Source organism: Rhodococcus sp. BH4 (assembly GCF_002079265.1).
Taxonomy (GTDB): domain Bacteria; phylum Actinomycetota; class Actinomycetes; order Mycobacteriales; family Mycobacteriaceae; genus Rhodococcus_F; species Rhodococcus_F qingshengii.
In genome coordinates, this window is record NZ_CP014941.1 from 5,677,143 (window position 1) to 5,700,555 (window position 23,413).

Sequence of the window (23,413 nt, forward strand, 5' to 3'; positions counted from 1 at the left end):
GCCAATGTAAGTCAGGGAACCCGCTTGACCACCGTGCCGGTGATCTCGTCCTGAACCTGTTCAGCCGTTACCGCTCGACTCTGCGCCCGACGTGATCGGGTGAAGCAGTAGATGCCGATCACGGCAAGAACAAACGGCACCCCGAACACCAAGGTCATCTTGAAATCCTCGACCCACAATGTCGTGACGAGGATCGCGACCATGAGGACACCACCCAGTATCGTCCCCACCGGGAAGAACGGAATCGTGAACGAGAGGGTTCGTCCTTCGCTTGCCATCCGCTTGCGAAAGAACCAGTGCGTCACGAAGATCAGCAGCCACGTCGCCATCGCCCCGAACATCGACAGCGAGATCATCAAGGTGAATGCCTGCTCGGGAAAGAGCACGTAGACGATGGTTGCGACGGCGATACCCGACGTCGACAGCAGCAAGGCATTGACCGGTGAGCCGTTGGCCCTGACCTTGCCGAGAATGGCCGGCGCGTCACCAGCACGGGAGAGCGAGAACATCATTCGCGAAGACACGTACAGCTGACTGTTCATCGCGGACAGCGCGGCGATGATCACCACGAAGTTCAGCACACTGTCTGCGCCCGGAATCTTCACAACCTGCATCACCGTGACGAAAGGGCTTCCGCCACTCAAGATCTTGTCCATCGGAGCAATTGCCAGAATCAAAGCAAGGGTTGCGATGTAGAAGACGAACAGTCGGACGATCGTCACACGGAATGCCTTCTTCACCGCCACCGCGGGGTTTTCCGCCTCACCGGCCGCAATGGCGATCATCTCGATGCTCAAGTAGCTGAAGATCGATACGATCACGGCAAACCACATGCCGGACAAACCATTCGGGAAGAATCCGCCACCGGCCGTGTAATTGTGGAATCCATAGTCCGGGTTCCCGCTACCGAACACGACGTACGCTGCCATCACGATGAATGCCACGATCGCGAAGACCTTGATCGTCGAGAACCAGTACTCCATCGTTCCGAAGGCCTTGACGTTGAACATGTTCACGCCGATCAGCACTCCGGAGAACAACACGATCCACAGCCACGACGGTACCTCGGCGAACCAGAACTGCATGTATTCACCGATCGCGGTGACCTCGGTACCGACCGCGAGGACGATGCAAGACCAGTAGAGATAGCGAACGAGGAAGCCGATCAACGGTCCGACGTAGAACTCTGCGTACGCACCGAACGAACCTGATGTCGCATGTGCGACGGTCATTTCGGCGAGGGCACCCATCAGCAGCAGGGCGATCAACCCGCCGATCGCGTAACTGATGATGACGCTCGGGCCGGCAAAGCCGATGGCGAACTTACTGCCGAGGAAGAGTCCGGTGCCGATTGCACCACCGAGCGCGATCATGCTCATCTGCTTGGGGCCGAGTTCGCGTTTGAGACCTGATTCTCGCTGCTGAATGTTTTTGAAATCACTCATGAAAGCTCCTTGCGAAAGGCGGTACCTCCCGGTCCGCGGAAACTTGGAAGAATCAGGTGACTGCGTCGCGCTCACGGAATTCGGGGCGATCCCAGGACTTGTTCTCGAGGATGTCTCGCAACACGTCGACGGCGTTCCACACGTCGGCGTATCCGAGATAGAGCGGAGTGATACCGAACCTCAGCACTCCTGGTTCGCGGTAGTCGCCGATGACGCCCCGCGCGATGAGAGCCTTCATGATGGAATAACCCTCGGGATGAACAAAACTCACGTGCGAGCCACGACGCTCGTGCTCGCGCGGCGTGATCAACTCCAAACCGTAGGCAGCGCAACGCTCCTCGACGAGGCTGATGAAGAGATCGGCCAGCGCGAGCGACTTGCTGCGGATGTCGGCCATGTCAGCTTTGAGCATGATGTCGAGGCCACATTCGACGAGTGACAACGACGTGATGGGTTGAGTACCACTCAGAAACCGTCGTATTCCTGCGCCCGGTTCGTAGGCCGACTCCATCGCGAACGGTCGCGCGTGCCCCCACCACCCGGACAGCGGCTGGATTCCGGTGTTCTGATGGCGACGGTTGACCCAGATGAATGCAGGTGAACCCGGACCGCCATTGAGGTACTTGTACGTACACCCCACCGCGAAGTCGGCGTCGGCACCGCTCAGATCGACAGTGACGGCGCCGGCCGAGTGTGCGAGATCCCAGATCATGAGGGCGCCACGTTCCTGCACTGCTGCAGTGACTTCCGTCATCGCATACAGGTTTCCGGTGCGGTAGTTGACGTGCGACAACATCACTACGGCGGTGTCCGGTCCTACTGCTTCGGTGAGGTCGCCCGGTTGGTCGATCAGGCGTAGTTCGTATCCCTGATCGAGCAGCGAGATGATGCCCTCCGCAATGTAGAGGTCAGTGGGGAAATTGTCGCGCTCGGAGACGATCACCTTCCGGCTGGGATCCTGAGCAGCCGCGATGGACAGCGCAGAGGCCAATGCCTTGAACAGGTTGATCGACGTCGAATCCGTCACTACCACTTCGCCTTCACCTGCTCCCAGCAACGGGGCAAGTTTGTCACCGAGGCGGACCGGGAGGTCGAACCATCCAGCCTCGTTCCAACTGCGAACCAAGCCGTTGCCCCACTCGTCGCCGATCACTCTCGCGGCGCATTCCTGCGCGGCAATGGGACGCGCGCCGAGCGAGTTTCCGTCGAAGTAGAGAACGCCCTCCGGAATCGCGAACTCGCGGCGGAACTCCCTCAGGGGATCCACTGCGTCGGCCTTGACGCAGTCTTCCAACGAAAGTGTGGTTGTCGATGTCATGACGATTCTTCTCCTGCATGTGTCGGCGTTGAGGGTGATGAAGGCAGAGTCCGGAGCACGGCCCGTACCGGGCTGGCATCGAGGTCGAGGAACTTCAGCGGCAGTGCGATCAACTCGTAGTAGCCTTCGTCGACGTCGTCGAGGCAAAGTCCTTCGAGGATCGCGACGCTACGATCGCTTGCCGCGTGGTGCCCGTCCATGGTCTTGCTGTCCATCGGATCGAACGAGGCGCCGTCGATTCCGATCAGAACTCCACCGCGGTCGGCGAACCAGTGGGTCAGCTCCGGAGATACACCGGCGAAGTCGTTGTCCCACTCGCGCGGGTACTTCGGGTAGGTCCTCAGAATCAGCCGCTGCGGCAGATGGCCGCCGAGTCGCTCCACCGTCTCTTCGACGGGCCTGATGCAGGCGGCACCGTCGACCCCCGTCATGTCGACCACCAGTGCTTCGCCGAGATAGGGCTCGAGGGGAACGGAACCAATGGTCGCGCCGTCGATGCGAGTGTGCGCCGGCGCATCGGCGTGAGCACCGATATGCGGAGTGGTGGTGATTCGGTTGATGGTGACGGCGTCACTGCCGCCGAGGTCGGACGTGACAGCGCGGGTGAAGGCGGTATCGCCTGGCCACACGGGCGTCGATTCGGAGATCGGCGGGCTGATGTCGATCAACCGTGCCCTCCAGTCGCCCGTGTGTCCGTCGCCCGCGTGTCGGCCGATCCTCGGAAGCATCCAGACCCCTTCGTCGCAACAGTCGACTGTGTAGATCTCGACCGTTTGATAATTCGATGTGTTTGGCAAAAGCTAGGATCATCGACGGGCGCGGTCAATAGATGCTGAATATTTTCGCGACGGCAGGGAGAAATCGGATGATAAATGCGATCGAACGGGCAGCTGCCGCAGCTCGGCCGAATCATGTTCGGCTCGACGACGTCGATACGGCGATTCTCCGCGAACTCGTCCGGGATGCACGCATCCCCAACAACGCACTCGCCGAGAAGGTCGGGATAGCGCCGTCGACCGCTCTGGCGCGGATGCGCGCGCTACGCGAATCGGGCGTCATCAAGGGGTTTCACGCAGACATAGACCTCGAGCTACTCGGCCTCGAGATCTCGGCGATGGTGTCGATTCTGATTCACTCCCACGCCAGAAGTCGGATGACGGAAATTGCCGAGCACCTGAGCGGATTGGATTCCGTTCAGCGAGTGTTCCTGATGAGTGGGGACCGTGATCTCCTGGTGCACGTGTCGTGTGAATCCCCCACTCGGCTTCGCGATTTCGTCAGCGCGCACCTCAACGATCCGGCCATCGCCAATACCCAGACCAACCTGATCTTCAGCGAACTGAGTCAAGGCGGCTGAACTGCAGCTGTCGCCAAGGCGTCTTCGGGTGCTTCCGAGATCGACACCTCGATTCGAACTTCCCCCACTAGAGTCGAACGGCATGTTGCCACTCGGGTTGTCCATGCTCTGGGAGTCGGTGGAGTCGGAAGCCGCTCTGAAGCAGCGATTCGGATTCAACAGCTTCGGCGCAGCCACCCATTGGGTCTCGGCGGTACTCGAGCAGACTTGGGGATTGACGGCCCTCGAGTGCTCGCGAATGGCGATCAGTGACCAGAACGCGATTGTGTGGGTTGCGAGCGACCGAGGTGGGCTGGTGGTGAAGTGGTCGCGCGCCACAGAGCGCTTCGCGAACCTGGAGGCGTCGACGCGACTGCTGAGCGCACTCGCCGGGCAGGGTGCGCCCGTTCCGTCGCCAATCACTTCCCTGAACGGATTGGACTGGGAAACACTGCTGGACCGGGAAACACTGGAAGGGCCTTCGTGCGCAGTGTCGTTCACCGTACTGCCGGAGTTGGCGGGAGATTGGTTGGACGTGCAGGACCGCGTGGCGGTCCGTTCGGCAGGAGCATGTCTGGCAGAAATACACCGAACGCTCGGCGCCACCCATGTCGACGGATCGGTTTTCTCGTCGCGCAGCACCGGGTTGAAGGAGCGCATCGGTGGTTGGCTCGAGAATTTCGACCGCGGGTTCGCGCCTGAGGCAACGCGTAGGTTCGTGGGCCTCCTGGCGCGTGCGTCCGAGCTCGATGACCAAACTCAACTGGTACACAACGACTTCCGTGCAGCCAACATCTTGACTCGAAACTCTCGGACCACCGGAGTACTCGACTTCGACGACGTGGTGATCGACCACCGGGTGAGCGACCTGGCCAAGGCAAGCGTCTATCTGGGCACCCTGTTCACCGATTGGCGACCGACACCGATCGCGGTACGGCAGAGCCTGCGCGCCGGCTACGAATCCGTCCGTCCCCTCAGCCGATCCGAGACAGAATGGTTCGAGATCCTCGAACTGTGGCACGGCCTGATGGCAATCCCGGGTGAGAACGACACCGCCGGTTGGGCATCAGCGTTGTGACAAAAGTGGGGACGCCGGTACCGGCGTCCCCACTTCGCTTCTGACCACATCAGGATCCGGCGCGGATCCATTCTTCGAGATGCGGCGCCTCGGTACCGATCGTCGTGCCGTCGCCGTGACCGGTGTGAACCTTGGTCTCGGCGGGGAGCGCGAACAGCTTGTCGCGAATGGACCCGATGATGGTCGGGAAGTCTGAGTACGACCGCCCCGTTGCGCCGGGTCCACCGGAGAACAAGGTGTCGCCGCTGAACAGTTCCCCCGCCTCGGGCAGGTAGAGGCAGGTCGACCCCGGGGAATGGCCCGGTGTGTGGATGGCCAGAATGTCCGTACCCGCCACAGCAATACGCTGATCATCTTCCAAGCTCAGATGCTTCACCCCGGGGTGAGTCATCTCCCAGAGGACATCGTCGGCCGGGTTCAGGTAGATCGGAGCGTCGAGTTTCTCGGCCAGCTCCGGCGCAACGGTGACGTGGTCGTTGTGGCCGTGGGTGCAGACGATTCCGATCACCTTGCGTCCACCGACAGCGTCGATGATCGGCTGCGCGGTGTGAGCTGCGTCGACGATCACCACTTCGTTGTCGTCACCGATCAGCCAGATGTTGTTGTCGACGTCCCATGTTCCGCCGTCGAGGCTGAACGTGCCCGAGGTGACGACGCGATCGACTCGCAATGTCACAGGACCACCACCGAACGGAGAACCTCGCCGCGGTGCATCGTCTCGAATGCCTTCTCGACCTCGTCGAGCTTGATGCGCTCGCTGACGAACTTCTCGAGCGGCAGACGCCCCTGCTGGTACAGGTCGACCAGAACGGGGAAGTCACGCTCGGGCAGGCAATCGCCGTACCACGACGACTTGAGGGCTCCGCCGCGCGAGAAGAAGTCCACCAGCGGCATTTCCAGCTTCATGTCCGGCGTCGGAACTCCCACCAGCACTACGGTTCCCGCGAGGTCGCGGGCGTAGAACGCCTGCTTCCAGGTCTCGGGACGGCCGACTGCGTCGACAACCACGTCGGCGCCGAAACCTCCGGTCAGCTCCTGAACTGCTTCGACGACGTCGTCGACCTCGGTCGCATTGATCGTGTGCGTGGCACCAAGTTCCGTGGCCCACTCCAGCTTTCGTGGATCCCGGTCGATGGCGATGATGGTATTGGCACCGGCCAGGCGTGAACCCATGATCGCTGCGTCGCCGACGCCGCCACACCCGATCACAGCCACCGAATCACCGCGTCCGACGTTGCCGGTGTTCATCGCGGCACCCATGCCGGCCATGACGCCGCAACCGAGCAGTCCGACGACAGCCGGATCGGCCGAGGCGTCGACCTTGGTGCACTGGCCTTCGTGAACGAGCGTCTTGTCTGCGAATGCGCCGATGCCGAGTGCCGGCGTCAGTTCGGTGCCGTCTTCGAGCGTCATCTTCTGCTCGGCGTTGAACGTGTCGAAGCAGTACTGCGGGCGGCCACGCTTACACGCACGACACTGCCCGCATACTGCACGCCAGTTGAGCACGACGAAGTCGCCCACCTCGACGTGAGTGACACCGGGGCCGACGCTCTCGACGATGCCCGACGCCTCGTGCCCGAGCAGGAACGGGTACTCGTCGTTGATTCCGCCGTCGCGGTAGGTCAGGTCGGTGTGGCACACACCGCACGCTGCAATGGCGACCACTACCTCGTTGGCGCCGGGATCGGGGATCGTGATGGGGACGATTTCGACGGGGGCACCCTTGGATCGGGCGATGACGCCGCGTACCTGCTGTGGCATGGCTTTGCTCCTGGCTTCGTGCGATTGAGGACGTGTCGTCACATGGCGCCGTGTTTTCACATTGCGATATGTGCACTCGTTGAAAGGTTAGCCCGAAGTAGGTGCCCGCAACCCTGGTCGAACTGACTGACCGACCTGGCCGAAAGGACTAGGGTGCAGGCTTCACGCCGGCCTCGGCGCCCGCGGCGGCCGCCGCACCCCGACTCTCGACGCCCAATTTCCGCAGGACCCCGGCAACATGAAACTTGACTGTGCTCTCACTGACGCCGAGTCGCTCCGAGATTGCCTTGTTGCGCCGTCCGGCCACCAGATGCTCGAGTACCTCGAACTCCCGCGGAGCCAGTTCCGTCAGGACGTCGCGGTTCGGTAGGGCGACGGGCGCGTCGAGCGGGATGGTTGCGCTGATCCGGTTCCCCCACCCGGGCGTCGACTCGGATTCGACGGTTCCACCCAAAGTCTCTACCCTCGAACGTAATTGGCGTTCCACGTCGATCACGTCGGCTTCACCACCACCGTCGTCGCGGATGTCGATCGAGAGCGAAGCCGCGTCGAGGGTCCAGGCCACCCGGATTCGCGAGAGCGTCTGCTGATCCGACAAGGCCAAGACCGCGCCGCGGACGACCGCGCGGGCGCCGTGCGCCACTTCACCGGGTAACCCACGCCCGTCGACGGGTGGCTCCACCAACTCCAACGCGATTTCCCGATGCTTGAGCAGCGAACGCAATTCCCCACGCATCCGCGCAAAAGCGGTGGTGGTCGACGCTTCGGCCAACTCGCGGTGCACGTCGACGGCCGAACGCAGGCCGATCAGGGCCGAAGCCGCAGTCTCCCTGGCCGAGGTTCGAGCACGCGTGTCGTCGAGATCCGCCGAGCGCAGCGTCGCCAGCATCGTCTCGAGGGTGGCCGCATGCACCTCCGTCATCTCTGCCACGGTGCGTGCACGCTCGGACGACGCTGCCCGCGACTCGGCGAGATATGCCGGACTCGCGTTCCGCACCTGGAGCTGAATTCCGGTTGCAGTCACCGCGAACAGTGCCTGGATCAATTCGAGGGATGCCGCCTTCACCGGTCCGGGGTGCGGCGTCAGCATGAGTAGGGTGTCTGTTCGATCGAGCATCGCGAGCGCTTCACGGTCTCGGCCGGCGATAGCGCATTTTCCCCGAAATATCTGTCCGACAGTGAGATCCGTACGGATACGGTCGAGTTCGGCGATGGTCACACGATCGACGACGGCTGGATCCCCAGCGACCTTGCGCGGCCTACCGGTGCATTCACGGGTGAAGATCACCAGGGAAGTGTGCGGCGCCATGTCCGCGATCAACGTCGAAAATCGTCGGCCAATTTCGGGAAGTGGTCCCACCAACACGTCTCGAAGGGCGGTGATCAGTAGCGCATTGTCGGTGGTGCTCACCGTTCAACGATAACCATCCGGTTCACTGGTGCAGCGTGGTCTTCATGAGCATCACGTTGTAGTCGGACCACGTGGTGGCGAGAAAGTAGAGGTCCTGCCCCTGTGACCAGGGGTGCATGTACGCGCCGTAGAGGCCCGGAACCTCGTCGGTGCCGATCACTACGTCGGGTGCACTCCACGGACCGGTCAGGTCCGACGCCGTCCGCAGCACCAACGCTCCCCACTCGTTGGAGTACATCGCGACGAACTTGCCGAGATAGTTGTTGTACTGCACCGACAGTTCGCTGACATCCCCGTCGAGAACTACCGCCGCGGCAGCGGGATTGTTGGGGACCCATGCCTTTCCGTCCCAGTATTCGTACGCCGCGACGTCCGCGATGGAGGCTTCCTTGACCCGCGAAAGGCGCCCCTCGCCGAAACGTCCCGCGGGGGTACCGAAGTTGTAGACGTAACCACCGTCTTTGACGAAGGAACCCATCTGGAAGTTGTCGTTACCCGTCAACGGCAGATTGGGCCGGGACGAGGCCGGTTCGACCTGCCAGGTCTCACCGTTATCGTGTGAGGACGCGATCTGCGAGAAGTTGGTGACCCACTCGCCCGACCCTCCCCACGAGCGGATCGACATGTAATTGACGTATTGAACGCCACCCACCGAGATACCCGTCGTCGGAATGCTGCTGGTTTCGACGCCGGTGACTTTCAGACTTCCGATGATCTCGCGCGAGTGATTCGGTCGGTCGGTCGGTGAGGAGTCGATGTTCATGCCGTCGGACAGATTTCCGTCGGAGCTACGGAACAGGACGTTGCTGCGCCAGTCGCCGACCACCCCGGAGCACAGAGGATCAGATCCGATACCGACGGTGTCACCGAAAGCTGTCAGGACCTGACCTGCGCCGTTGTCCCACATGATGCCGAGATCCGTGCCGAGAACGTTGAACCGCTCGACGGTTTGGTTGGGGCTGAGCGCGCCCGTGATGTACTCGACCGCCGAGGTGCGGCCTTGCAATTCCGGCAGTTTGCCATCCGTGCCGTTGAGCCAGGGAATCGGATTGGTCGGCCCACCTGATTGATCCAAGCTCCCGGTGACATTGCAATCCCACGGGGATGCATTGGCCTGGGTCGCCCCCAAGACCGCGGTCGACGCGAGTACACACGTCACTGCTGCTGTCGATATCTTCCGCATCCGGCGCATCGCTCCCCTTTCGCGGGGGGAGATCCGGACTCTACGAGGTGTGTTGCTCGACCGGATCGGTTCATCCACCCACGAGAACACAAGGTAACAGGTAAATCGGTCAATCAGGACAAAACTGGCTTATTCGGTGGAGATGGATTTCAACCATTTCTCCATCACGGCTGCGGCAATCTCGAGCCCCTGCGACTCGGCTGCACCCAACTGATCCATGAAGATGCGCGGACCGTCCACTCCCAACGAAGCATGCAGCGAATCGCGGTACTCGGCCAGTTCCATCCACTCGCGCGCCACCGCGGAGGACGCTTCGAGGTGAAACTGAACGGCGTAACTCTGCTTGTATCGGAAGAGTTGATTCGGATACTTGGCTGAACCAGCGAGCCTCACCGCGCCGTTCGGTATGTCGAAGGTATCCGAATGCCATTGCATTGCAGGAAATGTGGAGGGCAGATCTCCCCACACGGGATCTTGCCGGCCCTCGACAGTCAAGGTGATCTCCTCAACTCCGACTTCGGGTACCGCTCCCGTGTAGACGCGAGCACCCAGCGCTGCGGCGAGCAACTGCGAACCCAGACACACTCCCCACACCGGGACGTCGCTCTCGACCAGATCGCGAATGTATTCGATCTCGGATGCCAACCACTCGACCTCGCCCTGATCGCCGACGCCCATCGGCCCGCCCATCACGATCACGGCGTCGAACCGTCGATGTGCCGGAAGCGGGTCGGTGCCCAGAAGAACAGTCTGCACGTCTCCGTAGCTCTCCAGGACAGGCGAATACGCCGCTGGGGGTTCACACTGCGCGTGTCGTAGTTCCAGAAAATGCATGTAGGCAATTCCTCTCGAATCCGGTGCCGAAAGCCTATGGTTCTATTCGACATAAGGCACATCGACGGCGTCGGATGTGCTCTGCGCTCGAATCTCCGCTTTCATCGCCCCTTTACCGACAAGGAACGTCTGTGCGCGCACCACACCTCTTTTCGACATCGATTCGCCCGCCCTCAACTGCCGTTCGCATCGGACTCAGCGCATTCGCCTTGGCGTCACTTGCCGCGTGCTCAGGAACAAGCACCGACAGCGAGGCCGAATCAACATCCACCGCGACCACCACTGCAACCTCGACAACTCAACCCACGACGACTCAGGCTCCATTGACCACCTCGGTGATCGGTACGACGAATTCTCCACTGGCCACGACCCCAGTCGCCGCGGAAGTGACGCCCGCTGCAGCTCCCGCGATCATGCCCAACGTCGTGTGCATGAATCTCCAAGACGCACAGGACACCATTCAGTCGGCCGGAGTCTTCTTCTCCAGAAGTGCTGACGCAACCGGCGCGGGTCGACGCCAACTGGTCGATTCCAACTGGATTGTCGTCGATCAGACACCCTCTGCCGGAAGTCCTTTCGGGGAAATCGAAGCCGTGCTCTCGGCCGTGAAGATCGGCGAACCGAACCCCTGCTGATCGGCTGAGTTCTCGAACTTCGCAATTCCGGGAACACTGCGCCTTACTTGACAACTACCTCCGACCTCCTTCACTGTAGTCAACATTACGAGTATCCAATATATTGGATGCGAAAGGTTGGATTGCAGCATGAAGGTGCCACGAATACGGCAGAGCGCCAGCTCTCCGGCGTCCATGAGCGACCCCGTCATCGGAATACTCGGAGGCATGGGGCCCGCCGCTACTGCCGACTTCTACTCCAAACTCGTTGCGCTGACACCAGGTTCGACAGATCAGGAGCACCCCAAAGTTGTCATCTGGGCCGATCCCACCGTTCCCGACCGGACATTGGCACTCACCGAGAACGGCCCTGACCCCACTCCGTGGCTGATCCGCGGTGCGCGCGTTCTCCGAGAGTCGGGCGCGACGACGCTCGCCATCCCATGCAATACCGCCCACGCCTTCCTGCCCGCCATCTCGTCCCAACTGGGACTTCCCGTCGTCCACATGATCGACGAAGTCGCTCGGCACATCCGGACGCTCTCACCCGCCGTCACATCCGTCGGACTATTGGCCACCACGGGGACGGTCCGCACCGGGTTGTATCAACAATGGCTGTCGGAACACTCGATTGACGTCCTGGTGCCCGGACCTGCGATCCAGGACGAACTGGTGATGCCGGCGATCCGAGCAATCAAGAGCGGCAACGTCGGAGACGAGACCACCGACAAGCTCGTCAGGGCCGCTGATCTTCTCGTCGAATCGGGCGCGCAGGTCGTCGTGGCCGGATGCACCGAGATTCCGCTCGGACTGCCCGCCGACGCCACAACCTGTCAGATCATCGATCCGGCAACAATTCTCGCCCGCGCTCTGCTCCGGCGGGTTGCAGATGCCCGGAGACACCCTTCGATGGTCGTTTCGGGCTGACCTGCAGCAGGGAGGCTGCAGAGTACGATATCCAGTATGTTGCGTGGCGGTAAACCGGTTGAGCGAGCACGAATGAGCGACATCGCTCTCGAACGCATTCGCGAAGCGATCGTCACCGGTGAACTGGCGCCGGGCTCGAAGATCAAGGACAGCGAACTCGCCGAGTACCTGGGACTGAGCAGAACTCCGGTCCGCGAAGCGCTCGCAAGGCTGGTCGACACCGGACTCGTGGAAGCGAAACCCGGTGCGTACACGCGCATCACCACCCTCGACCGCGGCGACGTCGAGGCAACACTCGCAGTCATCGAAGCTCTCGACCAACTGGCCGTCGTCACCGCTGTACCGAATCTCACCGACGAGATGATCGGGGCGATGCGTTCGGCCAACAAGGACTTCGCTGCCGCCGTCAAGCGAAACGACATAGGCCGAGCCCTGACCGCTGACGATCGCCTACACAGCGTCATCATCGATGCTGCGGCGAATCCGCTGTTGAAGAAGCTGATTCATCAGGTTCACCCACAAATTCACCGCATCTACTACCGCAAGTTCTCGAGCCTCCTCGGGAGCCAGGACTCCGTCGATCATCACAACAGACTGATCAAGCTGTGCGCAGACCACGATGCCGAGGCGGCAGCGACGCTGTCAGCCGAACATCGACGCCATCTCGGCGGGCTGATCGGCGAACTTTTCGACGCCGACGAGTTCGCGCTCTCGGACTGACCGAGTCCGGGTACAAGCTTCGGCGCTTGCCTATATTGGTCATTGCCGATATAAATGACTGGTGCATGCATTCGACGTTCTCGGAGACCCAGTGCGGCGACGAATCATGGAACTCCTGTCCGGCGGCGAGCGCTCGGCGGGTCAGATCGCCGAAGTCGTGGCAGCGGAGTTCGGAATCTCGCAACCGACCGCGTCCGGACACCTGCGAGTACTCCGAGAAAACGGATTCGCCACCGTCCGCAGCGAAGGCACCAGGCGTCTCTATGCCGTCGAGCCCGCGCCATTGCAAGAAGTGGACCAATGGCTCGACGGATTCCGGCAGTTCTGGAGCGGCCCTCTCGACGCATTGGCCACAGAACTCGCACGCGGGAAACGACGCGACTCGAAGCGGAGCAGATCTTCACAATCGAATTCTTCCGACGAAGGAGACTCACAATGACCGAGATCGCGAACCAGGACACCAGCCTCACCGCGGTGGAGCGGAGCATGGGTAACCGCGACATCGCAGAAGGTTCGGCTCGAACTGCCGTACTCAAGCGCCGCTACAACGCGTCGGTCGACGACGTCTGGGATGCCATCACGACCCCTGACCGCATCAACCGTTTCTTCCTTCCGGTGAGCGGAGACTTCCAGGTGGGCGGCTCGTACGCCTTCGAAGGCCAGGCAAGTGGCGAGATCCTGGCCTGCGACGCCCCACACCTGCTGCGACTGCAGTGGACACCGCCCGGCGATCGCGGATACAGCGATCAGGTCGAGATCCGGCTGACTGCAGACGGCCCCGACGCCACCTGGCTCGAGTTGGAGCACGCCTCCGTCGCCGATGTCTTCCGCAACGACCCGGACACCGGCTGCTACGGCGTCGGAACCGGCTGGGAAGGCCCACTTCACTACCTGGGCGAATACTTGCGCGGCACTCTCCCTGATGCGCCGAGCACCGAGTGGTACACCTTCGACGAAGCAGAGGAGCTTCGTCTGGCCAACTTCCGAGGGTGGGAGTGGGCAAAGATCGAGGCAGAGCACGGCGACCGATAACGCCCAATTCTTCGAAAACGGTCACAGGATGGCCGTTTGCTTTGTATCGTGACCGAGCTGGACGTATGTCCAGCAGTTTTGGTGGCTTCCTTTCGTGCCACACCTGCTTCGGTCCACGAGAAGAGAGCTCCACATGGCGCCACAACCCGTAGTCGACAACGCGGCCACGACGCGACGAACGCACATCATCCGGACAGTTCTCGCTGTCCTCGTCATCGCACCGCTGTCGATTGCGGCGTTCTACATGTGGGCACTGTGGGATCCGGGCGACACGGTCAACCGCTTGCCCGTCGCCATCGTCAACGCCGATGCGGGCACAGAACTCGACGGAACACGTCTGCAAGCCGGCGATGAAGTTGTTGCCGCGCTCGTCGAGAGCGGAGACGTTGCATGGAAGGTCGTCTCGGAACAGGAAGCCGCCGACGGCGTCAACGACGGCACCTATTACTTCTCGGTCGTCATTCCGAAAACTTTCAGCGCGGATGTGGCCAGTGCCGCATCAGGTTCGGGCCGCAAGGCCGAACTCGACGTCTTGTACAACGACTACAACAGTCTGGTCGCCGGCCCGGTCGGTGAAAGCATCATCGCTCAGGTGCGCTCGGCGGTCTCCGAGTCGATCGGCGAGCAGTCCATCGACCAGGTGCTGGTCGGGTTGGGTGAACTCGGAACAGGATTCGGTGAAGCAGCAGCAGGAGCGCAACAGCTGTCCGACGGATCCTCCGAAGCGCTTGCCGGAACCAACGAGCTCTACGCTGGAAGCAAGGAACTCGCCACCGGCATGGGCGAAGCAAATCAGGGCGGCAAGGAGCTGGCCGCCGGAGCCGGCGAGCTGGCTGCCGGAGCTGGCGAAGCTGCTGCAGGCTCGGGCGAGCTGAGCAGCGGACTCAACCAGTTGGTCGGGGGCACCGACGAACTCGGCGCAGGCGCCCGACAGATCAGCGAAGTGGTCGACATGGTCACCACCCCGGTACTCGACCTCGCGGGGTCCTCGGACGCCGTCGTCGGTCAGATCGACGCCCTCACGTCGATGCTTCGAAACTCGGCCGATCCGGTCTCCGCCGGACTCGTCGAAGCCCTGGGTGGACTGCGGGCTTCCCTGACTGCACAACCGTCGGACGACGACGTGATCGGTCAGCTCGGTCAGCTTCGCGACGGCGCGCGGGAAATCTCGCGGCAGCTCACTGATCCGAGCAGCGACTACCGTGGTGGGCTCCTTGCCGCCGCGGCCGGTGCAGGTGAACTCAACACCGGCCTGGGCCAACTGTCCGACGGCGCAGGCCAACTCGCTACCGGTGCACAGGAACTCTCCACCGGGCTGGGGCAGTTGGACACTGGAAGTATTGCGCTCCGTGACGGTCTCGGGCAGCTATCGGCCGGCGTCGGCGAGCTCGACGCGGGCAGCGCGGAACTCGCCACCGGTTTGTCCGACGGTGCCGCCCAGGTACCGCAGTTCACGGACGACGAGCGCGCCACCACGGCCAATCTCCTCTCTTCCCCGGTTGCCGTCGACGCGCGGAACAACTATCCCGCAGCCGGTTTCGGGCCGGGAGCCGTACCTGCCGTGATCTCGGTGGCACTGTTCCTGTGCGGAATTCTCACGTGGTTCGTCGTCCGCCCACGACGCGGACGTTCACTGAACTCGCACACCAGCGTGGTACGTGAGGGGCTGCGCCGCTACCGCATTCCCGCCCTGGTCACCTTGGTCGCGGCGCTCGTGTTGTCGGTGGTGTCACTGACCGTGGCAAACGTCGAACCACCTAGTGTTCTGGCGATGATCGCAGTGATGATCCTGGTGGGTGCCGCCGCGGTCAGCTCGGGCAGGCTCTTCACCGTTGTGTTCGGTGCCGTCAACGGAACCTTCATCGCTCTGGGCGCCTTGATGATTCAGATCTTCGCCTTCGGCGCGGTATACCCCATCGAACAGATGCCGACGGTTCTGCAGTGGCTGCACGCTCTGATGCCACTCACGTGGGCGCGCAACGCCATGCGCATGGTCCTTGTCGGATACTACGGCCCGAAATTCTGGGTGGCGGTAATCGCTCTGGCTGCCTTGGTGATCGGAGCCGTCCTGTTCACCATCTGGTGGCGCCGCCGACAAGAACCGCCGACCGACGCCGATGACGACGCGCCGATCACCGAGGAGATCGTGTACCTCCAGCAAACGCAAGCGTGAGCCGGATCAGCGAACGAGCGTCGTACGCATCAACATGACGTTGTAGTCGGCCCACGTGGTGGCAAGGAAGTACAGATCCGAACCACTGGACCACGGGTGGATGTATGCGGCGTAGATACCGGGAACCTCGACCAGATTGACCAGTGTCTCCGGTGCCGTCCACGGACCGACCGGACTGGGAGCGGTTCGCATCACGATCGAACTGAACGCGTCGGCGTACATCGCCACGAACTTGCCGAGGAACTCGTTGTACTGAACGGAGACCTCACCGATGCGGCCGTCCATGACGGGTACGGCCGCAGCGGGATCGGCAAGGATCCAGCCGTTTCCATTCCAGTACTCGTAGGCGGAAAGATCGAGGATCGCCCCCTCGGGCACGCGAGAAAGTCGAACCTCGCCGGATCGTCCCGCGGGGGTTCCGTAGTTGTAGACGAACCCGCCGTCCTTCACCATCGAGCTCATCTGGAAGTTCTCGCTACCGGCGACGGGGGCGACACCCGCGGGAAGAACCCCACCGATGTTGGGGCGCAGAGTTTCCGGACGAGTGGTCCACGTCTCGCCGTTGTCCGAGGAGGTAGCAATCTGTGAGTAGTTTGTACTCCACTGCCCGGCCTCGCCCCAGTTGCGCACCGACATGTAGCTCAGATACTGCACACCGTTCACTGCGATGCCGCTCGTGGGGATGCTGGAGGCCTCGACGCCCGGAATCTTCAGACCGGAGATGATCTCACGCGCCTGACCGGCACCGTCCTTCGGCGCGCTGTCGATGCGCATCCCGTCGGCGAGTACCCGATCCGAGCTGCGGAAGAGTACATTGCTTCGCCACTCGCCCACCAAACCGTCGCAGCCGGGGTTACGACTGAGCCCGGTGGTATCGCCGAAAGCCGTCAGAATCTGCCCCGCACCGTTGTCCCACATGATGCCGAGGTCGGTACCCAGGACATTGAAGCGATCAACTGTCTTGTTGGGACTGTATGTGCCGGTGACCTTTTCGATCGCGGTAGTACGACCGGATAAACCTGGCAACCCTCCGGTGTTGCCGTTGAGCCACGGCGCCGCATTGGCCGGACCACCGCTACTACCGACGCCACTGACTCCGACGCAGCCCGGCGCAGCCATCGCCGGCGAAGCCACCGCCGTGACGGCAGCAGCTGCCAGAGCAGCAACTACCCCGAACACCCCCAACGATCTCCCCGCGCGAAACATGACTCCCCCATGGCCGGGATTGTTGGTGTTGTCGTCGTCGTTCCCCCCGAACCTCGGACAATCTAGCAACTGCAGTCACAGATAACCCAATCAGACAAAGACGCGAAAAGGCCTGAAAGTCATAGTAGTTCAGACTTTCAGGCCTTTTCGGACAGAGAAGATCAGTCAGTAGGTCAGCGCGCTCCGCTCGCACCGCCGTCGAGTGGAATCACCGCGCCGGTCAGATAAGCCCCGGCACGTGAAGCCAGGAAAATGGCAAGACCTGCAGCATCCTGGGGAGTTCCGACCCTGCCCAACGGGACCGAGTCCGCCACAGCCTTTGCACTTTGCTCGTCCTCGAGGAGGAATGCCATCATCTTCGACGGGAACGGGCCCGGCGCAATGGCATTGACCGTGATCTGTTCCCCCGCAAGCGTTGCCGCGAGCTTGCGCGTCAACATGTGCACCGCAGCCTTACTGGCTCCGTACGAGAAGTTCTCCGACCCCGACACCACGAGTCCGTCGATCGATCCGATATTGATCACGCGCGCGGGATCTTCCGCCGTGGCTGCAGACCGCAACTGCGGCAACAGCTTCTGCGTCAGGAGGAAGATTGCCTTGACATTGATGTCGAAAATCTTGTCGAAGCCTGCGGCCGGAAAATCGTCGACGGGAGCTCCCCACGTGGCACCGGCGTTGTTGACCAGTACGTCGAGCGTCGGCGAAATCTCGGCGACCTTCGCAGCGAGGCTCTCGACCCCCTCGTCCGTGGACAGATCGGCCGGATGCGAAATGCAGGTGCCGAACTCCGAAAGCTCTCGCGCGGCTTCGTCACAGGCTTCGGCCTTTCGGGCCGAAATGACGACCGTCGCTCCGCCTTCGACAAACCCGCGAGCGATCATGTATCCGATACCGCGTGATCCACCGGTGACCACAACGGTCTTGCCACTGACGTCGAACAGTCCCTCGATCAAGCTCATGCGACCTCGAAAAGCCCGGCAGCACCCATACCGCCGCCGATGCACATGGTCACCACCACGAGCTTGGCTCCGCGCCGTTTTCCTTCAAGAAGAGCATGGCCGACCAGACGAGCCCCCGTCATTCCGTACGGATGGCCGACGGAGATACCGCCACCGTCGACGTTGTACTTCTCGGGATCGATCCCGAGCTTGTCGCGGCAGTACAGGGCCTGAGAGGCGAAGGCCTCGTTGAGTTCCCAGAGATCGATGTCGTCGACCTTCAGGCCGTGAAGATCCAGCAGACGCGGAATCGCGAACACCGGTCCGATGCCCATCTCGTCGGGAGCGCAACCCGCGACAGCCATGCCACGGTAGATACCGAGAGGCGCCAACCCGCGGCGTTCCGCCTCGCCTGCCTCCATCAGCACCGACGCCGAAGCGCCGTCGGAGAGCTGAGACGAGTTGCCCGCAGTGATGGACGAATGAGCACTGACAGTCCCGTCGGCCAGAACCGGTCGCAGACTCGACAGCCCTTCCAACGTGGTGGAAGCGCGGTTGCCTTCGTCGCGGGTCAGCGTCACGGACTCGCTGCGGATCTCACCCGTCTCCTTGTCCTGCACCTGCTTGATCGAGGGCAGCGGGACGATCTCGCGATCGAACCGACCTGCGTCCTGGGCCGCTGCGGTCCGCTGCTGGGAGACGAGCGCGAACTCGTCCTGCTGCTCGCGGGTGACTCCGTAGCGCTCGGCGACGATCTCGGCCGTGTGCAGCATCGGCATGTAGATCGACGGCTTGTTTTCCTTCAGCCACGGATCAGCCGCGCGGAAGTTGTTCATGTGATCGTTCTGGACCAACGAGATCGATTCGACTCCGCCGCCGACCGCGATCTGCATTCCGTCGTCCACGATCTGCTTGGCTGCGGTTGCGATGGCCATGAGACCGGACGAGCACTGACGGTCGATCGTCATTCCGGAAACCGAATCCGGAAGCCCGGCCCGCAGCACCGCTTGCCGTGCGACGTTGCCGCCGGAAGAGCCCTGCTGCAGCGCGGCGCCGAGGATGACGTCCTCGACCTCGCCGCCCTCGAGGCCCGCGCGCTGAACTGCATTCGAAATGGCATGTGCAGCAAGCTCTTGAGCCTGAGTGTTGTTGAACGCGCCGCGGTACGCCTTACCGATCGGGGTACGGGCGGTGGAAACGATGACAGCTTGCCTCATCGGGGAATCCTTTCGTCGAACACGAAGTGCTGTGCGCCTTTATTAACCGCCGGGGGTTAATAAAGGCGCACAGCAAGAATCAGGGCTGGAACACGACGCGACCGACCGTGGTGCCGTCGCCGAGGCGACCGATACCGTCGGCAACGTCCGTCAACGACAGCCGCTCACTGATCAGTGGTTTGACCAAGCCGGCATCGGCGAGCCTGGTGAGCTCGACGTGGCAGTCGTCGATGGCCTGCTGGTTGTAGGCCTTGTACAGCCCCCAGTGCAGTCCGATGATCGAATAGTTCTTGATGAGAGCGTGATTGAGTGCCGGCTGCGGGATCGTGCCACCGGCGAAGCCGATGATGACGATCCGTCCCTCGAAGGCGATGCACTTGGTGGACTTCGCGTATGCGTCGCCGCCGACCGGATCGAAGACCACGTCGGCGCCCTTGCCGCCGGTGAACTCCTTGACCGCTGCCACGAAGTCCTCACTGTGACGGTCTACGACGAGGTCGGCGCCGAGCTTGCGCGCGTACTCGGCCTTGTCCGGGCCGCCGACGACACCGATCACCTTGGCGCCTGCCGCCTTGCCGAGTTGCACTGCCGCACTACCGACACCACCCGCAGCAGCGTGGACCAACAACGTCTCACCCTCGAGCAGTTGGGTGCGGCGATGCAGAGCGAACCACGCTGTCTGATAGCCGATGCTCAGAGCGGATGCTTCCGCGTCGTCGAGAGCCGACGGCGCCGGGAACGTGTTGTTCTGATCCAGTACCGAGTACTCGGCGAATCCGCCGGACGGCAGACTCGGATTACCGATCACCCGGTCCCCCACTGCGAATTTGGTCACCGATTCACCGACCGAGACCACTTCACCACACAGTTCGACACCGGGTGTGAAGGGCAGCGGCGGCTTGATCTGGTACTCACCGCGGCACATGAGGACGTCGGGGAAGTTGGCCGGAGCCGCCAGCACCTTGACCAACATCTCCGTCGCATTCGGGGTGGGATCCGCGGTCTCCTCCAACGCGAGCACATCGCGGGGTTGACCGAGTTCGTTGACGCGCCAAGCCTTCACAGCAATTCTCCAGACAGATAGTGGGTGAGTTTCAGGACGAGATCGGGAGGTCGACCAACTCGGCGAGGCGTGCCCGATGCTGATACGCGGTTCCCAGCGACAGCTGATCGCTCTTCGCCCGTTTGAGGTACAGGTGCGCCGGATACTCCCACGTCATTCCGATACCACCATGAAGTTGGACGCACTCCTCGGCAGCATGAACCGCGACGCCGCTGCAGAATGCCTGGGCCACCGTCGCTGCGATCGCCGCATCTTCGTCGCCGCGTGCATAGGTGTCCGCCGCATAGCGTGCTGCCGCGCCCGAAGAGCTGACTTCGAGCCAGAGATCGGCGAGGCGGTGCTTGATCGCCTGGTACGAACCGATCGCCCGGCCGAACTGCTTGCGCTCCTTCACATACGCGAGAGTCGTTTCGAGGCACCACTGAGCTACAGCGAACTGTTCGGACGCCAGAAGTGCGCTCCCGCAGAGCAACGCTTCCTCAACCGCTTGCGCCGCATTGCCGCTGTCGACACGGACCGACGACGAACCCGAGAACTCGACGTCCGCCAATCGGCGCGTCATGTCCAGGGACAGAACCGGCGTGACGGTGGCGTCGGCGATCCGAACGGTATGCAGCTCCAGGCCGCTCTCACCGGCAACCGGAACAACAAGAACATCGGACTCGGCGACGCCGGCAACCGTCGTGACGCTGCCGACGAGTCCACTCGCCGTTGCCTTGACAGTAGGTGTGAAAGTTCCTGGTGCAGTGGACAACGGGACGACCAGAGCAGCCGTCGAATCCCCCGCTGCCAATTGACCGAGCACCTCGGTCTCGCCGGCCTTCAGCAACGCCGTCGTCGCCAGCACCGCGCTGGTGAAGAACGGAACGGGAGCGACCGCACGTCCGATCTCCTCCATCACGACCGCCGCCTCACGCGTCGACGCACCTGCCCCGCCCAGTTCCTCGGGTACCAGCAGTCCCGCCAAACCGAGTTCCGACGCCAGCGACTTCCACAGCCCGGTGAAGTCGGCGGACACGTCGTCGTACGCCGTGACCACGGTGTCGGCGCCGGCCCGCTCGCTCAGCAGTCGTCTGACGCTGGCTCGCAGATCTTGTTCGGTCTCGGAGTACAGCAGATCGGCGCTCATCGGGGTAGGTCCTTCCAGGCGATGTCCTTGTCGACGCGATGCTCGGGCGGCAACCCGAGTACACGTTCTGCGATGACGTTGCGCAGGATCTCCGACGTTCCGCCCTCGATCGAATTGCCCTTGGCTCGCAGGTACCGGTATCCGGGTTCACGCCCGGTGAAGTCGACGGAATCCGGTCGACGCAGTGTCCAGTCGTCGTAGCGCAGACCGGCTTCGCCGTGCAGTTCGAGGTCGAATCCAGAAATCTGCTGGGCCAAACCGGCAAACGCGAGCTTCATTCCCGAGCCTTCGGGGCCGGGCTGGCCGGCGGCGAGCTGCTGGCGCAGTCGCTCCCCGGTCAGACGCGCAACTTCGGATTCGGTCCAGAGTCGCATCAACTCGTCGTGCATCGCCGGGTTACGCAGCTCGGGCTCGTCACGCCAGGCCTGAGCGACTTTTCCGATCATGCCGCCCTCACGCGGTGCGCCCGAACCGATGGCAACCCGCTCGTTGTTCAGGGTGGTGGTCGCAACCTTCCATCCCTGACCTTCGGCTCCGAGGCGATTGGCGTCCGGAATCCTGACGTCCGTGAGGAATACCTCGTTGAATTCGGCCTCGCCGGTGATTTGGCGCAGCGGACGGACGTCGACGCCCGGATCGGTCATGTCGCAGATGAAGTAGCTCAGACCCGCATGCTTGGAGCGCGACGGATCAGTCCTGGCCACCAGAATCGCCAGCTGCGCGTTCTGCGCACCCGACGTCCATACCTTCTGCCCGTTGACTATCCAGTCGTCGCCGTCGCGGACAGCGCGGGTGGCGACGGCCGCGAGGTCCGAACCTGCGCCCGGTTCACTGAACAGCTGGCAGTAGACCGTCTCCGCAGTCCACAACGGGCGCAGGAACTTCTGCTTCTGCTCCTCGGTACCGAAGGCGGCGATGGTCGGTGCCGCCATGCCGAGTCCGATCCCGTTCTTGCCGGTGGCCGGGCCGGGTGCGCCGGCGGCCTCCAGCTGAGCGTTCACCTGACGCTGAAAGCTCTGCGGTACACCGAGTCCCCCATGACCTTCGGGGAAATGAACCCACGCCAGTCCGGCGTCGAATCGTGCGCCGAGGAAATCCGATACCGACACGCTGTTCGGATCGTTCTCCGCGAGAAGCGTGTTCACCTTGTCGGTGAGATCACGCGATACTGCCTCTTCGTCGAAAGCCATGCCCATTCCTTCGGTTCGAGCGGTGAGCGGACGGTCAGTCCTTCGGTCCACCGGCGACGTAGACGACCTGACCGGAAACGAAGCCCGCGCCTTCGCTGACGAAGAACGACGCGGTGTGCGCGATGTCCTCGGGCTGACCGACACGGTTGACCGGAATCTGCGAAGCGGCAGCGGTCTTGAAGTCCTCGAAGCCGACGCCCATGCGCTCGGCCGTTGCGGCGGTCATCTCGGTTTCGATGAATCCGGGGGCAATAGCGTTCGCGGTCACGCCGAACTTGCCCAGCTCGAAGGCCAATGTCTTGGTGAATCCCTGCATGCCGGCCTTCGCCGCGGAGTAGTTGACCTGTCCGCGGTTGCCGAGAGCCGACGTGCTCGAGAGGTTCACGATGCGGCCGAACTTCGCTTCCACCATGTACTTCTGCACCGCACGCGACATGAGGAACGCTCCGCGCAGGTGGACGTTCATCACCGAATCCCACTCGGCAACGCTCATCTTGAACAGAAGGTTGTCGCGAGTGATGCCGGCATTGTTGATCAGTACGGTGGGTGCACCCAGTTCTGCGGCCACACGATCAACTGCTGCAGCGACCGAAGCCTCGTCGGAGACGTCAGCGCCGACGGCCAGCGCCTGTCCGCCTGCGGCCTTGATCGCGTCGACGGTTCCGGCACACGCCGCTTCGTCGAGGTCGAGCACGGCGACGGCAAAACCGTCTTCCGACAGTCGCTTCGCTACTGCCGCACCGATTCCGCGTGCTGCACCCGTGACAATTGCGGTTCTACGTTCCTGGCTCACTGGCCCTCCATACTTTCGTGATTCGACGGACACCGGACGATCTCG

General features: G+C 62.5%; 23 protein-coding genes. 8 read left to right on the plus strand and 15 right to left on the minus strand.

Annotated features, from left to right (window positions below; genetic code table 11):
* Nucleotides 1-11 precede the first annotated feature (11 nt).
* Genes A0W34_RS26365 through kynB form a run of 3 tightly spaced genes read right to left on the minus strand, consistent with a single transcriptional unit; the run spans nucleotide 12 to nucleotide 3,491 of the window.
* Nucleotides 12-1,445, minus strand: coding sequence for an amino acid permease (locus A0W34_RS26365; RefSeq protein WP_081558532.1), 1,434 nt, complete (start codon nucleotides 1,443-1,445; stop codon nucleotides 12-14).
* A 52-nt stretch (nucleotides 1,446-1,497) separates the two neighbouring features.
* Complete coding sequence (gene kynU, locus A0W34_RS26370) at nucleotides 1,498-2,763, minus strand: kynureninase (protein WP_042921601.1); 1,266 nt, start codon at nucleotides 2,761-2,763, stop codon at nucleotides 1,498-1,500.
* Nucleotides 2,760-3,491 (minus strand): arylformamidase, encoded by a 732-nt coding sequence (kynB, locus tag A0W34_RS26375; RefSeq protein ID WP_051649548.1) that lies wholly within the window; start codon nucleotides 3,489-3,491, stop codon nucleotides 2,760-2,762. Before kynB ends, kynU begins: the two co-directional genes overlap by 4 nt.
* A gap of 137 nt (nucleotides 3,492-3,628) precedes the next feature.
* Here kynB and A0W34_RS26380 point away from each other — a divergent pair, with 137 nt between their 5' ends.
* Both A0W34_RS26380 and A0W34_RS26385 read left to right on the plus strand, forming a co-directional pair.
* Nucleotides 3,629-4,120 carry an Lrp/AsnC family transcriptional regulator gene (locus A0W34_RS26380; protein WP_007730865.1) on the plus strand — a complete coding sequence of 164 codons (492 nt, stop codon included), beginning with the start codon at nucleotides 3,629-3,631 and terminating at the stop codon, nucleotides 4,118-4,120.
* Nucleotides 4,121-4,202: 82 nt separating this feature from the next.
* Nucleotides 4,203-5,177 (plus strand): phosphotransferase enzyme family protein, encoded by a 975-nt coding sequence (locus tag A0W34_RS26385; RefSeq protein WP_081558533.1) that lies wholly within the window; start codon nucleotides 4,203-4,205, stop codon nucleotides 5,175-5,177.
* A 49-nt stretch (nucleotides 5,178-5,226) separates the two neighbouring features.
* Here the strand turns inward: A0W34_RS26385 and A0W34_RS26390 are convergent, their stop codons facing one another.
* The 5 genes from A0W34_RS26390 to A0W34_RS26410 form a co-directional block, all read right to left on the minus strand.
* Entirely contained in the window at nucleotides 5,227-5,853 is a 627-nt protein-coding gene (locus tag A0W34_RS26390) for an MBL fold metallo-hydrolase (RefSeq protein WP_007730862.1), read from the minus strand.
* A complete protein-coding gene (locus tag A0W34_RS26395; RefSeq protein WP_007730860.1) occupies nucleotides 5,850-6,938 on the minus strand; it encodes an S-(hydroxymethyl)mycothiol dehydrogenase in 1,089 nt (362 codons plus the stop codon). The genes A0W34_RS26390 and A0W34_RS26395 overlap by 4 nt, the downstream gene beginning before the upstream one ends.
* A gap of 148 nt (nucleotides 6,939-7,086) precedes the next feature.
* On the minus strand, nucleotides 7,087-8,349 hold the full coding sequence (locus tag A0W34_RS26400; RefSeq protein WP_081558534.1) for a helix-turn-helix transcriptional regulator: 1,263 nt from the start codon (nucleotides 8,347-8,349) through the stop codon (nucleotides 7,087-7,089).
* A 22-nt stretch (nucleotides 8,350-8,371) separates the two neighbouring features.
* On the minus strand, nucleotides 8,372-9,541 hold the full coding sequence (locus A0W34_RS26405; RefSeq protein ID WP_058226906.1) for a DUF4185 domain-containing protein: 1,170 nt from the start codon (nucleotides 9,539-9,541) through the stop codon (nucleotides 8,372-8,374).
* A gap of 120 nt (nucleotides 9,542-9,661) precedes the next feature.
* The gene (locus A0W34_RS26410; RefSeq protein ID WP_081558873.1) at nucleotides 9,662-10,288 is read right to left on the minus strand and encodes a type 1 glutamine amidotransferase; all 627 of its coding nucleotides are present in this window, start codon (nucleotides 10,286-10,288) and stop codon (nucleotides 9,662-9,664) included.
* Between the two features lie 209 nt (nucleotides 10,289-10,497).
* Between A0W34_RS26410 and A0W34_RS26415 the strand changes: the two genes are divergently transcribed.
* From A0W34_RS26415 to A0W34_RS26440, 6 genes are all read left to right on the plus strand, one after another.
* Nucleotides 10,498-11,001 (plus strand): PASTA domain-containing protein, encoded by a 504-nt coding sequence (locus A0W34_RS26415; protein ID WP_081558535.1) that lies wholly within the window; start codon nucleotides 10,498-10,500, stop codon nucleotides 10,999-11,001.
* A gap of 129 nt (nucleotides 11,002-11,130) precedes the next feature.
* Nucleotides 11,131-11,907 carry an aspartate/glutamate racemase family protein gene (locus tag A0W34_RS26420; protein ID WP_223304559.1) on the plus strand — a complete coding sequence of 259 codons (777 nt, stop codon included), beginning with the start codon at nucleotides 11,131-11,133 and terminating at the stop codon, nucleotides 11,905-11,907.
* A gap of 36 nt (nucleotides 11,908-11,943) precedes the next feature.
* On the plus strand, nucleotides 11,944-12,627 hold the full coding sequence (locus A0W34_RS26425) for a GntR family transcriptional regulator (protein ID WP_003942830.1): 684 nt from the start codon (nucleotides 11,944-11,946) through the stop codon (nucleotides 12,625-12,627).
* Between the two features lie 61 nt (nucleotides 12,628-12,688).
* The gene (locus tag A0W34_RS26430; protein ID WP_054187497.1) at nucleotides 12,689-13,066 is read left to right on the plus strand and encodes an ArsR/SmtB family transcription factor; all 378 of its coding nucleotides are present in this window, start codon (nucleotides 12,689-12,691) and stop codon (nucleotides 13,064-13,066) included.
* Nucleotides 13,063-13,659: an SRPBCC domain-containing protein gene (locus A0W34_RS26435; RefSeq protein WP_042446276.1), complete on the plus strand. Its 597-nt coding sequence runs from the start codon at nucleotides 13,063-13,065 to the stop codon at nucleotides 13,657-13,659. The genes A0W34_RS26430 and A0W34_RS26435 overlap by 4 nt, the downstream gene beginning before the upstream one ends.
* A 133-nt stretch (nucleotides 13,660-13,792) precedes the next feature.
* The gene (locus A0W34_RS26440; RefSeq protein WP_065455008.1) at nucleotides 13,793-15,832 is read left to right on the plus strand and encodes a YhgE/Pip domain-containing protein; all 2,040 of its coding nucleotides are present in this window, start codon (nucleotides 13,793-13,795) and stop codon (nucleotides 15,830-15,832) included.
* Nucleotides 15,833-15,838: 6 nt separating this feature from the next.
* Here the strand turns inward: A0W34_RS26440 and A0W34_RS26445 are convergent, their stop codons facing one another.
* The 7 genes from A0W34_RS26445 to fabG all read right to left on the minus strand — a co-directional run bounded on the left by A0W34_RS26445 (nucleotide 15,839) and on the right by fabG (nucleotide 23,368).
* A complete protein-coding gene (locus A0W34_RS26445; RefSeq protein ID WP_081558536.1) occupies nucleotides 15,839-17,038 on the minus strand; it encodes a DUF4185 domain-containing protein in 1,200 nt (399 codons plus the stop codon).
* 173 nt (nucleotides 17,039-17,211) lie between these two features.
* The gene (locus tag A0W34_RS26450; protein ID WP_007730838.1) at nucleotides 17,212-17,997 is read right to left on the minus strand and encodes a RhlG family 3-oxoacyl-ACP reductase; all 786 of its coding nucleotides are present in this window, start codon (nucleotides 17,995-17,997) and stop codon (nucleotides 17,212-17,214) included.
* Nucleotides 17,994-19,193, minus strand: coding sequence for an acetyl-CoA C-acyltransferase (locus A0W34_RS26455; protein WP_081558537.1), 1,200 nt, complete (start codon nucleotides 19,191-19,193; stop codon nucleotides 17,994-17,996). The genes A0W34_RS26450 and A0W34_RS26455 overlap by 4 nt, the downstream gene beginning before the upstream one ends.
* Before the next feature lie 79 nt (nucleotides 19,194-19,272).
* On the minus strand, nucleotides 19,273-20,256 hold the full coding sequence (locus A0W34_RS26460; RefSeq protein ID WP_003943088.1) for an NADPH:quinone oxidoreductase family protein: 984 nt from the start codon (nucleotides 20,254-20,256) through the stop codon (nucleotides 19,273-19,275).
* Nucleotides 20,257-20,287: 31 nt separating this feature from the next.
* Nucleotides 20,288-21,385, minus strand: a complete 1,098-nt coding sequence (locus A0W34_RS26465; RefSeq protein ID WP_081558538.1) for an acyl-CoA dehydrogenase family protein — start codon at nucleotides 21,383-21,385, stop codon at nucleotides 20,288-20,290.
* Nucleotides 21,382-22,575, minus strand: a complete 1,194-nt coding sequence (locus tag A0W34_RS26470; RefSeq protein ID WP_030536036.1) for an acyl-CoA dehydrogenase family protein — start codon at nucleotides 22,573-22,575, stop codon at nucleotides 21,382-21,384. Before A0W34_RS26470 ends, A0W34_RS26465 begins: the two co-directional genes overlap by 4 nt.
* Nucleotides 22,576-22,609: 34 nt before the next feature.
* Nucleotides 22,610-23,368, minus strand: coding sequence for a 3-oxoacyl-ACP reductase FabG (fabG, locus tag A0W34_RS26475; RefSeq protein WP_020909429.1), 759 nt, complete (start codon nucleotides 23,366-23,368; stop codon nucleotides 22,610-22,612).
* Nucleotides 23,369-23,413: the final 45 nt, after the last annotated feature.